Genomic DNA, 12,209 nt, shown 5'->3' on the forward strand with positions numbered 1-12,209 from the left:
TTAGACGGTGTCGAGGTGCGGCAGGTGCGGTGCTCGCGCGTGCGCGCTGAGGAGCTGCAGACCGGCGCGCAGCCCGCCGACGAGGTCGCCGGCCGCGAATGACGAGGTCATAGTGAGCGAGGCGAGGCCGCAGGTGCGGTCGCTGACCGACGTCGCAGCGCGCGAGCCGGTGACGATCTCGAGCGTCCTGGTGGTGGGATCGACGGCCACGAGGACGGTCTCGGATGCGGCCGCACCGCTCTCGGCGAGGATCCGCTCCGCGGACGCCCGCCCCTCGGGCATGGAGCCGACGTGGACCCGGAACATCAGCCCGCACGTGGTCTCAGCGGCGTGGACAGCCTGCTCGATCGCGAGCCGCTGCGACGGGCTGACGGGATCACCAACGGGCACTGGTGCCCCCGGTGCCCTCGGTCTGGTCCGACCCCGCGTCGAGCGCGACCGGCTCGCCCGCGGACGGTGCACCGACGGCCAGCGGGTCACCCGTCCAGGCGTCGGTCTCGTTGGCCCGGCCCGAACGCGTCCAGCCGGGAGCCTTGACGAGCAGCCACACGAGCGCGGCCACGACCAGCGGGATGCCCACGAACACGAGGAACGCCGTCCCGACAGACATCGTCGTCCCGCGCTGCTCGCCGTCGTCGAAGGTCAGGTCACGACCCGGAAGGGCTGCGGCGGGGCCGGCTGCCACGGCGGTGAGCGCGACGGCGGTGACGACGACTGCTGCGGCCCGGGAACGGGCGCGGAGGGTGGAGGCCATGGTCGGATCCTATTCCCGTCCGGCCGCACCCGGTGCCGCCAGCAGCAGCAGGCCGGTCACCCGGCGATGGTCGCGACCATCCGGCGCAGCAGCGCATTGCCCGGCAGGTCGTCCACGAGCACGGGGTTGCCAGCGCCGTCGGTCAGGGGCACCCGCCAGTTGGGGTACTCCTGGTCGGTGCCGGGCTGGTTCTGGGCGCGCTTGTCACCGACGGCGTCGGCGAGCGAGATGCACAGCAGCCGCGCGGGCGTCTGGGCGATCAGCCGGTGCAGCGCCTCGACCACCTCGTCGGCTCCCGCGCCCGGCCTCAGCAGACCACGACCCTGGAGCAGCCCGACCCAGGCGGCCAGGTCGCGCCGCGCCGCCTCGAGCTCCTCCTCGTACGACGTCGCCAGGAGGCCCAGCTCGTGCCGCAGCCGGACGTGCTCGCCCTCGATGAACGCCCACGTGGGCGGGAGGTCGTGGGTGGTCACGCTCGTGAGGGCCAGCTCGCGCCAGTGCTCGGGGTGCAGCGGGGCGCCCTGCTGGTCGGCCTCGAACCACAGGATCGAGGTGCCGAGGATGCCGCGCTCGCGCAGGACGTCCTGCACCCATGCCTCGACGGTGCCGAGGTCCTCGCCGATGACGACGGCGCCGGCGCGCTGCGCCTCGAGCGCGAGGATCCCGACGAGCGCCTCGTGGTCGTAGCGGACGTAGGTGCCGAGGTTGGCCGGCATGCCGCGCGGGATCCACCAGAGACGGAACAGGCCGAGCACGTGGTCGATGCGGATGCCGCCCGCGTGCCGCAGCACCGTGCGCAGCATGTCGCGGTACGGGATGAACGCGGCCTCGGCCAGGGCGTCCGGACGCCACGGCGGCTGCGACCAGTCCTGCCCCATCTGGTTGTACATGTCCGGCGGTGCGCCGACGGCGACGTCCTTCGCGAGCACGTCGCGCAGGGCCCAGGCGTCGGCGCCCTCGGGGTGCACACCGACCGCGAGGTCGTGCATGACGCCGATGGCCATGCCGGAGTCGATCGCGGCCTCCTGCGCCGCCGCGAGCTGCTCGTCGAGCACCCACTGCAGCCAGGTGTGGAACTCCACGAGGTCGGCGAGCTCGGCGCGGGCCTTCTCGGTCGCCGGGCCCTTCGGGTCGGCGAGCTCCTCGGGCCAGTCGGCCGGCTGACCGTAGGTGTCGCCGAGGGCGCACCAGAGGGCGAAGTCGTCGAGGCCCGCGCCCTCGCGCTCGCGGAAGGCGGCGTAGCGCGCCCTGCGTCCCGGCGACAGCGGCACGGCATGCACGAACTCCAGCGCCGACCGCTTGGCCGCCCAGACGGGGTCGCGCTCGAGGAGGTCGGCCGTGACGTTGGTGGCCTTCACGGGCGCCGACAGCATCGTCATCGCCTTGTGCCCCGCCTCGGAGAGGTAGGCGTACTCCGGCACGTCCTCGACCCGGATGTAGATCGGGTTGGCGAAGCGGCGGGTCACGGGGAGGTACGGCGAGGGCGCCATCGGCGGCACGGGCGACGCCGCGTGCAGCGGGTTGATGAGCACGAAGTCGGCCCCGAGGTCGTGGCCGCTCCACGCCACGAGGTCGGAGAGGTCGCCGAGGTCGCCGAGGCCCCAGGAGCGGGAGGAGCGGACCGAGTACAGCTGGGCGCCGAAGCCCCAGCCACGACGGCCGCGGAGCCGCTCGGGCAGCTCGAGCCGGCGAGGGGTCACGACCAGCGTGGTGCCGATGGGACGGGTGCCGCCGTCGGCACTGCGCAGCTCGCCGTGCAACCGGTGCCAGCCCGTCGGCAGGTCGGTCGGGAAGGCGAACGTGGCCTCGCCGACCAGCGAGCCGTCGACGTCGACCGGCTCGACCCACCGGTCGACCTGCACGACGTCGCTGCGGCTTCCGCCGTCCTCGAGCTCGATCCAGAGGCGCGCGCTGTCGCCGTGCGGGAGGTGGACCCAGGTGGTCGCCGGCTCGCCCTGACGGACCACGAACACCGGCGGCAACGCCTTGCGCCAGTCGCGCATCCGGCGCTCGTGCAGCGCCGAGGCGATCCCGCCCGGGCTGGTGGCGTCGACACCGAGGGCGGCGAGGACGGCGACCACGGTCTCGGTCGGCACCGCCTGGTGCTGGCCGGCCTGGTCCCAGAACTCCGTCGCTACGCCGTAGGCCGCCGCGAGGGCAGCAAGGTCAGTGTCCACGACCCCATCCTGCCCACTTCACGGGCCGGTATTCCAGACCGGGGGGCCTCCGGATGAAAACGCTGTCACACCGCCGACCACAGCGGCGGGCGTCGGTGCGCCCACGGCGCGGCCTCCTCGAGCTGGGCCGCGAGCATGACGAGGGTGGCCTCGTCGTAGGGCCGGCCGACCAGCTGGACGCCCACGGGCAGCGTGACCCCGTCGACCTCGGGCCACGCGATCGGCACCGAGACCGCCGGGAGCCCCGTGATGTTGTAGGGCGCGGTGAACGGCGTGAACCGCTTCTGCGCCTCGAAGTCGGCGGCCGGGTCGTCGTCGTCGCGCAGGCCGCCGGGCCCGACCAGCGAGGGCAGCTGAGCGAGCGTGGGCGTGAGGATCGCGTCGTACGCCGAGGTCGCGTTGATCACCATGCGCGTGAGCAGCCGCATGGTGGAGACCGAGCCGGCCAGCTGGATGCCGCTCACCTGCCGGCCGCGCTCGCGCAGCCAGCGCGTCAGGGGCTGCAGGCGCTGCTCGTCCTCAGGGAGCACCGGGGTGAGCAGCGCGAGCACCGACCACACCGACTCGAAGGCGGGCACCGACTCCGGGCCGAACGGCGGCGGCACGTCCTCGACGGTGTGCCCGAGTCCCTCGAGCAGCCGCGAGGCCTCGTCCCACGCGGCCAGGCAGTGCGGGTCGACGTCCGCCTCGGCGATGACGGGCGTCGCGTAGCGCCCGATCCGCAGCCGACCGGGATCGCGGCCCGCTGCGGCGAGGAACGTCTCGCCGGCCGCCATGGGCCGCGCCGGGAACGGGTCGTCGGGGAACGGCCCGGCGAGCACGTCGAGGAGAGCGGCGGCGTCGGCCACCGTGCGCGCGAGGACCCCCTGGGTGGGCAGCTCGCCGACCGGATCGCGCAACGGGCCGTTGGAGATCCGGCCGCGCGCGGGCTTGATGCCGACGAGACCGGTGACGCTCGCAGGGATGCGGATCGAGCCGCCGCCGTCCGAGCCGTGGCCCGCGCTCGCGAGCCCGGCCGCGACCGCGGCGGCCGCTCCCCCGCTGCTCCCGCCGGCGGAGCGCGAGAGGTCCCACGGCGTCCGAGCCGGTGGCGCCACGGCCGTCTCGGTGTAGCAGGGCAGGCCGAACTCGGGCGTGTTCGTCTTGCCCGTGATGACGAGCCCGCCCTGGCGCATGCGCGTCACCACGTTGTCGTCGCCGTACGGCGTCATGTCGTACGCCACCGAGCCCAGGGTGCACCGCACGCCGGCCACGAAGACCAGGTCCTTCGCGGGGACGACGGTGCCGAACAGCGCGCCGAGCGGCTCGCCGGCATCGGCAGCCGCGATGCGCGCATCGGCGGCCCGCGCCGCGTCGCGGGCGAGGTCGTCGGTGCGCGTGATGAACGCGCCCACCGTCTCGTCGAGCCGGTCGGTCCGTGCGATGTAGTGCTCGGTCAGCTCGAGCGAGCTGACCTCGCCGCTGCGGATCGCCGCCGCCTGTTCGAGCGCCGTGAGGTCGTGGAGGTCAGCCATGGCGCCATGATCGCGTCGAACCCGCGACTTGTTCGGAGAACCCGGCCGTCGACCCCATCCGCTCACCCTGGTCAATCCGTCGCGACCCGGCCCGGAAGCGACGGATGGATCAGTATCAGCGGGGGGTCAGCCGAGGAGCCGGCCGATGAGGAAGCCCACGAGCACGATGACGACCAGCGCCGTGAGGATCGCGACGAAGCACCCGAGGTAGCCGAGCAGCCGGGTCCGCGGTGCACCGCGCCACAGCGCCTCGGACTCCGACCGGGCGACCGCCACGGGGCGCACGCGGTCGATCCAGGCGTCGAGGTGGGCAGGGGTGCAGAAGGCGAGGTCGGCGTCCACCTCGTGCCCGTCGGCGTCGACGTACAGCGCCGCCAGGGGCACGCCGCCATCGGCCATGGGCTCGCCGCACTCGGCGCACGGCAGGTCGACGGGCGTGCTCACGGGGAACAGCGTGGCAGCCCCGACGGCGTTTGGAACAGGGTCGGAGCGCAGTGCGTCCGGTCAGCCGTGGGTGTGCTGGTCCCACCCGAGCCTGATGGCGACGTTGGCGTCCGGGATCTCCTGCTTGCCGCAGCGCAGGCAGACGATGGCCCGGATCCGGTCCTCGAGCGTGACGGCGTGCCAGGCGTGGAACCCGATGATGCAGGTCAGCGGCCTCATGAGCTCTCCCCGTGGTCGGATCTCCCGATGCCACCACCGTCCTCCTCGCCGACCGCCGACGTGGGCGGATGCAGCAGCGCGTGACGGCGGCGGCACCGGGAGTGTCCGCGCGACGGGACGGCGCGCCGGAAGGGGCAGGGCGGGAGGCGGGGCGCACCTGCGCTCTTAGGGTGTGCGACGTGCCGCTGTACCCCGATGCCCCGCGCCTCGACGTCGTCGACGACCTCCACGGTCGACCCGTCCCCGACCCCTACCGCTGGCTCGAGAGCGGAGAAGCCGGCGACGATGCGCCGCGCGCAGCCTGGTCGGCGCAGCAGGCGGAGCTGTACGACGCCGAGGCCGCCACCTGGACGACCACCGAGCACTGGCGCGCACGGGTCGGCGCCCTGCTCAAGGCCGGCGGCGTCGGCCCGCCCGCGCACCGCGGCGACCGCGCGTTCTTCATGCGCCGCGAGCCCGACGGCGACATGGCCGTGCTCTGGACCATCGACCCCGACGGCACCGAGCGGGTGCTCATCGACCCGATGCAGCTCGACCCCGAGGGCCACACCACGCTCGACGCGTTCCAGCCGAGCAAGGAGGGGCACCTCCTCGCCTACCAGCTCTCCGTGGGAGGCACGGAGGAGCCCGACCTCTTCGTCATGGACGTCGCGACCGGTGAGCAGCTCGAGGGTCCGATCGGCCGCGTGCGCTTCTCGCCGATCGCCTGGCTGCCGGGAGCAGAGGCGTACTACTACGTGCGCCGCCTCGACCCGTCGCTGGTGCCCGAGAACGAGCGGCCCTTCCACCGACGCGTCTACCTGCACCGCCTCGGCGCCGACCCGGGCACCGACGTCGAGATCTTCGGCGCCGACCGCACGATCACCAACTACTACGGCGTCTCGGTCAGCATCGACGGCCGCTGGCTGCAGGTGTCATCGCAGGAGGGCACCGAGCCGCGCAACGACCTCTGGATCGCCGACCTCACGACGTCCTCCCTCGAGGCCCCCGAGCTCGTGCCGGTGCAGGTCGACGTCGACGCCCAGACCGGCATCTCGTTCGGCCGCGACGGCCGCTTCTACGTCCACACCGATCGCGATGCGCCGATGGGCCGCCTCGCCGTGGTCGACCCCGCGACGCCGACGGCCGAGAACTGGGTGGACCTCCTGCCGGAGGACCCGACCGCCGTGCTCGAGGACTTCGCCGTCCTCGACGGCGACGACATGCCCGAGCCGCGGCTGCTCGCGACCTGGTCGAGGCACGGCGTCGGCGAGATGACGCTGCACGACCTCGCCACCGGCGCGAAGCTCGACGACGTCGCGCTCCCCGGCATCGGCACCCTCGGCGGGATCGTCGAGCGGCCGGACGGCGGCCCGGTCGTGTGGTTCGTCTACACCGACTACACGACGCCGTCGAACGTCTACACGTACGACGGGCGCACGGGCGCGGTCACGCTGTACGCGTCGCCGCCCGGGCACGTCGACGTGCCCACCGTCTTCAGCCGCCAGGAGACCTTCACGTCGAAGGACGGCACGACCGTCCGCATGTTCGTGCTGTCCCCGTCCGACGGCCCCGACCGTCCGCGTCCCACGCTGCTCTCCGGCTACGGCGGCTTCGGCATCGCGATGCAGCCGGCGTACTCGTCGACGTCGCTCGCCTGGGTCGAGGCCGGGGGCGTGTACGCCGTCGCCTGCATCCGCGGCGGTGGCGACGAGGGCGAGGAGTGGCATCGCGACGGCATGCTGGCCAACAAGCAGAACGTGTTCGACGACTTCCACGCCGCGCAGGAGCACCTGATCGCGACCGGCCGCACCACTCCGGAGCAGCTCGCGGTGATCGGCGGCAGCAACGGCGGCCTGCTCATGGGAGCGGTCGTCACGCAGCGACCGGATCTCGCGCGCACCGTCGTCTGCCAGGCGCCGCTGCTCGACATGGTGCGCTACACGACCTCGCAGCTCGGGCAGAGCTGGACGGTCGAGTACGGCGACCCCACGGTGCCGGAGGAGCTCGACTGGCTGCTGTCGTACTCGCCGTACCACAACGTGCCCGAGGGCACCGACTTCCCGGCCCTGCTCATGATGGTGTTCGACAACGACAGCCGCACCGACCCCATGCACGGGCGCAAGTTCGTCGCAGCCGTGCAGCACGCGTCGAAGGGCGACCGGCCGATCGTGCTGCGCACCGAGGCCAACGTCGGCCACGGCGCCCGCTCGGTGGCGAAGTCGGTGGACGAGATGGCCGAGACGCTCGCCTTCGTCGCGCACTGGACGGGGCTCGAGCCGGGCGCCGGTTAGGCTCGTCCACGTGACCGGATCCCTGCTCGCGAGCACCGCCAAGGACACCAAGGCGGGCAATGCGGCCGTCGACGTCCTCACGAGCGTCTGGAACTGGTTCCTCGACTACGCCCTGACGATCGGGCTCACCATCGCGTTCTCCCTGCTGATCTGGTGGATCTGCATCCGGATCATCCGCCGGGTCACCGAGCAGGCGAAGAAGCGGCTGCGGCAGGACCGACCAGGTCAGGCCCGCGCGGCCGAGCACACGCAGGAGCTGACCGCCGTCCTCATGACCGCACGGCGCGAGCAGCGCGCCGAGGCGCTCGGGCAGCTCATGCGCAGCATCGTGACCTTCACGATCTTCGGGCTCGGGATCCTCGTCGTGCTGGCCCAGGCCGGGGTCAACCTCACGCCGATCCTCGCCAGCGCCGGCGTCGTCGGCGTCGCGCTCGGCTTCGGCGCGCAGACGCTCGTCAAGGACTTCCTGTCCGGCATCTTCCTCGTGCTGGAGGACCAGTTCGGCGTCGGCGACGTCGTCGACCTCGGCCCTGCGATCGGCACGGTGGAGGAGGTCACGCTGCGCATCACGCGCGTCCGCGACCTGTCCGGCATCGTCTGGTACGTGCGCAACGGCGAGATCCTGCGCGTCGGCAACCGGTCGCAGGGCTGGACCACCGCCGTGGTCGACGTGCCCGTCGCGTTCAACGAGGACCTCGACCGCGTCCGCCGCATCGTCGACAAGGTCGGCACGATGATGGACGGCGACCCGGCGTACGACGGGATCCTGTTCGGGATGCCCACCTATGCCGGCGTCGAGAGCGTGAGCGGTGACGCGATGTTCGTGCGGGTCATCGCCAAGGCCGCGCCCGACCAGCAGATGACCGCCGCGCGGGCGATCCGCGAGCAGATCAAGCTCGGCTTCGACGAGGCCGGCATCAAGGTGCCCGTGCTGGTGCGCCAGAACCTGCCGGGCAGCACTCCCCCCGCGACGCCGCCTCCCGCCTAGCTGAGTGCCGATCACGTCGCAGAGCGCACCCTGGTTACCCAGCCTGACCCTCTGTACCTAGCTGAGTGCCGATCACGTCGCAGAGCGCACCCTGGTTACCCAGCCAGCGGCGCTCGCGCTGCGCCTCGCCGCCATCCCCGACAGACTGCAGGCATGCTGTGCCTCGTCACCGGTGCCACCGGCTACATCGGCGGCCGACTCGTCCCCGAGCTGCTCGCCGCCGGGCACGAGGTGCGCGTGCTGGCCCGCCACCCCGAGCGGCTCGTCGACCGCACCTGGGTCAACGACGTCCAGGTGGTCAGCGGCGATGCCGGTGATCCCGACGCCGTGCGAGCGGCGCTGCGCGGAGTCGACGTCGCCTACTACCTCATGCACTCGCTCATGGCCGGCGACGGGTTCCACGACGTCGAGGTGCTGCTCGCCCGGATCTTCGGGACGACAGCGCGCGACGAGAAGGTGAAGCGCGTCGTCTACCTCGGCGGGCTGCACCCCGAGAACGCGCCCGGCAGCCTCTCGGACCACATGGCGAGCAGGCGCCAGGTCGGCGAGATCCTGCGCGGGTCGGGCGTGCCGACGGCCGAGCTGCGCGCCGCCGTCATCATCGGCAGCGGCAGCGCGAGCTTCGAGATGATCCGCTACCTCACCGAGCGACTGCCGTTCATGATCACCCCGAGGTGGCTGCGGATGCCGACGCAGCCGATCGCGGTCCGCGACGTCCTCTACTACCTCGTGCAGGCAGCCGCCTTGCCGCCGGAGGTCAACCGCACGTTCGACATCGGCGGCCCCGACGTGACGACGTACGAGGGGATGATCCAGGGCTACGCGAGGGCTGCGGGGCTGCGCAAGCGCACGATCATCGGAGCCCCGATCCTCACACCGCGGCTGTCGAGCCGGTGGGTCGGGCTCATGACGCCGGTCCCCAGCACGATGGCCCGACCGCTCGTCGAGAGCCTGTCGGCGCCCTCGGTCTGCTCCGAGCACGACATCGCGCGCTACATCCCCGACCCCGTCGACGGCCTGGTGCCGTACCAGCGCGCCGTCCAGCTGGCGCTCATGAAGCTGCAGTACGCCGACGTCCGCACCTCCTGGTCGAGCTCGAGCCTGCCCGGAGCGCCGAGCGACCCGCTGCCCAGCGACCCCGACTGGGCAGGAGGCGCGCTGTACGTCGACGCGCGCGAGACCGTGGTCGACGCGACGCCCGCCTCGCTCTGGCGCGTGATCGAGGGCCTCGGCGGCGACCGCGGCTACTACTCCTTCCCGCTCGCGTGGGAGGTGCGCGGCTGGCTCGACCGAGCGGTCGGAGGCGTCGGGCTCGCCCGCGGACGACGCCACCCGGAGACCCTGCGCATCGGCGACCCCCTCGACTTCTGGCGGGTCGAGGAGCGCACGCCGCTGAGGCTCCTGCGGCTGCGCGGCGAGTTCCGGATGCCCGGGCTGGCCTGGCTCGAGCTCGGCATCCGCGAGGACCACGACGCCGACGGCCACCCGATCACCGTCTACACGCAGAAGGCCAGCTTCCACCCCCGGGGGATGCCGGGCGAGGCGTACTGGAAGGCGATGCTCCCCTTCCACGGCATCATCTTCGGCTCGATGCTGAAGAACATCCGCGAGAACGCCGAGACCCTCGAGCGCACGGGCACCCTGCCCACGATCGACGCCGCCTGAACGGCCGGGCGAGGTCGGGCGGCCGTCGGCGAACGGGCATGATGGGCACGTGACGCAAGGACCTCCCCCGACCCCGTACGAGGCCATGGGCGGATCCCCGTTCTTCGCCACCCTCGTGCACCGCTTCTACGAGGGCGTGTCCGACGATCCGCTGCTGCGGCCGATGTACCCGCCGGGCGACCTCGAGCCCGCGGAGCGGCGGCTGCGGATGTTCCTCGAGCAGTACTGGGGCGGCCCCGGCACCTACTCCGAGGAGCGCGGCCACCCGCGCCTGCGCATGCGCCACAACCCCTACGTGATCGACGACGCCGCCCGCGACGCCTGGCTGTCGCACATGCGCCGCGCCCTCGACCTCGCGATGGACGAGCACGGCCTCGACCCGTCGTGGGAGCAGGAGCTCTGGCGCTACCTCGTGGGTGCCGCCATCGCGATGGTCAACCACGTGCCCGACGAGCAGCCCGGCATCCCGGTGGCCGACGACATCCAGGAGAAACCCCGATGACCACCACCGACCTGCCCGAGCGCGAGGGCAACGCCGGTCTCCCCAGCCGCATCGAGCGCCCGTGGTGGCGCGACGCCGTCGTCTACCAGATCTACCCCCGCTCGTTCGCCGACAGCGACGGCGACGGCCTGGGCGACATCCCGGGCATCCGCCAGCGGCTGGCGCACGTCGTCGACCTCGGGGTCGATGCGATCTGGCTGTCGCCGTTCTACCCGTCGCCGCTGCTCGACGGCGGGTACGACGTGGCCGATCCTCGCGACGTCGACCCGCGCCTCGGCACGGTCGAGGATCTGCGCGGCCTGGTGCAGGACTGCCATGCGAACGGACTCAAGATCTTCGTCGACGTCGTGCCCAACCACTTCTCGTGGGCGCACCGCTGGTTCCGCGAGACGGCCGGCGCAGCGATCGACTCGCCGGAGTGGGCGCGCTTCCATGCGGTGCGCGGCCGCGGCGAGAACGGTGAGATCGAGCCCAACGACTGGAGGAGCGCGTTCGGCGGCCCGGCGTGGACGCCCGTCGACGGGCACGCCGGCTGGTGGTACCTCCACCTCTTCGACTCCTCGCAGCCCGACGTGAACTGGGACAACCCCGAGGTCCACGCCGACTTCGTGCAGACGCTCCGCTTCTGGTTCGACATCGGGGTCGACGGCTTCCGCATCGACGTCGCCCACGGGCTCGTGAAGGCGCCCGGCTATCCCGACGAGGACAAGCCTGAGGACGGCCACGCGCAGGTGCTCGCCGGGGCCATCGCCGACTCCCCGCACTGGGACCAGCCCGGGGTGCACGACATCTGGCGCGAGTGGCGCCGCGTGGCCGACGAGTACTCGCCCGACCGCGCGTTCGTCGGTGAGGCCTGGGTCGCGACGCCCGAGGCCCAGGCGGCGTACACCCGCCCGGGCGAGCTGCACACGACGTTCAACTTCCACTTCCTCAAGACCTGGTGGGAGGCCGACAAGCTGCGCGAGGTCATCGGCCTCTCGCTGCTGTCGTCCGCGGCGGTCGGCGCCCCGTGCACCTGGGTGCTGTCGAACCACGACGTGTGGCGACCGGTCACGCGCCTCGCCCCCTGGCTCGACGCGACGACGATCGACCTCGAGACGGGCAAGCGCCGCGCGCTCGCGATGAGCCTCGTGTCGCTGGCGCTCCCGGGGTCGGCGTACCTCTACCAGGGCGAGGAGCTCGGCCTGCCCGAGGTGCTCGACATCCCCGACGAGCAGCGCCAGGACCCGACGTTCTTCCGCACCCACGGCGAGGTGAAGGGCCGCGACGGCTGCCGCGTGCCGCTGCCGTGGTCGGGTGACGCGTCGCCGTACGGCTTCTCGACGGGCACGCCGCACCTCCCCCAGCCCGACGGGTGGGGGCCGTTCACGGCCGAGGCGCAGAAGGCCGACCCGGGGTCGACCTTCTCGCTCTACAAGCGGGCCCTCGCCGTCCGGAAGGGCCTCGAGAGCCTGGGCGACGGCGAGATGCGGTGGATCGACGCCGGCCACTCCGACATCGTGGCGTTCGAGCGCCCCGGCGACCGGCCGGTGACTGTGTTCCTCGCGATGGGCGGCAGCGACCGCATCGTTGCGGTGGACGGCGAGATCCTGGTGGAGTCGGGCGGGGTCACGCGCCAGGCTGACGGCATGCTGCACCTGCCGCCCGCCTCCGCCGTCTGGCTGGCGTAGCCG

11 protein-coding genes are annotated in these 12,209 nt (G+C 72.6%); 5 read left to right on the forward strand and 6 right to left on the reverse strand.

Features of this window, described 5'->3' with window-relative positions; translation table 11 throughout:
* The 6 genes from ACFQGU_RS14690 to ACFQGU_RS14715 all read right to left on the reverse strand — a co-directional run bounded on the left by ACFQGU_RS14690 (position 1) and on the right by ACFQGU_RS14715 (position 5,108).
* Positions 1-480, reverse strand: a complete 480-nt coding sequence (locus ACFQGU_RS14690; RefSeq protein ID WP_386767928.1) for a DUF5130 family protein — start codon at positions 478-480, stop codon at positions 1-3.
* On the reverse strand, positions 377-754 hold the full coding sequence (locus ACFQGU_RS14695) for a hypothetical protein (protein WP_386767930.1): 378 nt from the start codon (positions 752-754) through the stop codon (positions 377-379). The genes ACFQGU_RS14690 and ACFQGU_RS14695 overlap by 104 nt, the downstream gene beginning before the upstream one ends.
* A 56-nt stretch (positions 755-810) precedes the next feature.
* Entirely contained in the window at positions 811-2,931 is a 2,121-nt protein-coding gene (gene malQ, locus ACFQGU_RS14700) for a 4-alpha-glucanotransferase (RefSeq protein WP_386767931.1), read from the reverse strand.
* A gap of 65 nt (positions 2,932-2,996) precedes the next feature.
* Positions 2,997-4,445, reverse strand: a complete 1,449-nt coding sequence (locus tag ACFQGU_RS14705; protein ID WP_386767933.1) for an amidase — start codon at positions 4,443-4,445, stop codon at positions 2,997-2,999.
* Between the two features lie 126 nt (positions 4,446-4,571).
* Positions 4,572-4,889: a hypothetical protein gene (locus ACFQGU_RS14710; protein ID WP_386767935.1), complete on the reverse strand. Its 318-nt coding sequence runs from the start codon at positions 4,887-4,889 to the stop codon at positions 4,572-4,574.
* 60 nt (positions 4,890-4,949) lie between these two features.
* Positions 4,950-5,108, reverse strand: coding sequence for a hypothetical protein (locus ACFQGU_RS14715; RefSeq protein WP_386767937.1), 159 nt, complete (start codon positions 5,106-5,108; stop codon positions 4,950-4,952).
* A gap of 179 nt (positions 5,109-5,287) precedes the next feature.
* On the opposite strand from ACFQGU_RS14715, the gene ACFQGU_RS14720 reads away from it, so the two are divergent.
* The 5 genes from ACFQGU_RS14720 (at position 5,288) to ACFQGU_RS14740 (ending at position 12,206) form a co-directional block, all read left to right on the forward strand.
* A complete protein-coding gene (locus ACFQGU_RS14720; protein ID WP_386767939.1) occupies positions 5,288-7,381 on the forward strand; it encodes a prolyl oligopeptidase family serine peptidase in 2,094 nt (697 codons plus the stop codon).
* A gap of 10 nt (positions 7,382-7,391) precedes the next feature.
* The gene (locus ACFQGU_RS14725) at positions 7,392-8,369 is read left to right on the forward strand and encodes a mechanosensitive ion channel family protein (protein ID WP_386767941.1); all 978 of its coding nucleotides are present in this window, start codon (positions 7,392-7,394) and stop codon (positions 8,367-8,369) included.
* Between the two features lie 153 nt (positions 8,370-8,522).
* A complete protein-coding gene (locus ACFQGU_RS14730; RefSeq protein ID WP_386767943.1) occupies positions 8,523-10,034 on the forward strand; it encodes an SDR family oxidoreductase in 1,512 nt (503 codons plus the stop codon).
* Positions 10,035-10,119: 85 nt separating this feature from the next.
* Positions 10,120-10,536: a globin domain-containing protein gene (locus tag ACFQGU_RS14735; RefSeq protein ID WP_386768307.1), complete on the forward strand. Its 417-nt coding sequence runs from the start codon at positions 10,120-10,122 to the stop codon at positions 10,534-10,536.
* Positions 10,533-12,206: a glycoside hydrolase family 13 protein gene (locus tag ACFQGU_RS14740; RefSeq protein ID WP_386767945.1), complete on the forward strand. Its 1,674-nt coding sequence runs from the start codon at positions 10,533-10,535 to the stop codon at positions 12,204-12,206. The genes ACFQGU_RS14735 and ACFQGU_RS14740 overlap by 4 nt, the downstream gene beginning before the upstream one ends.
* The last annotated feature ends 3 nt before the right edge of the window (positions 12,207-12,209 follow it).

The organism is Longivirga aurantiaca (assembly GCF_042660085.1).
In the GTDB taxonomy this organism is placed as follows: Bacteria; Actinomycetota; Actinomycetes; order S36-B12; family CAIYMF01; genus Longivirga; species Longivirga aurantiaca.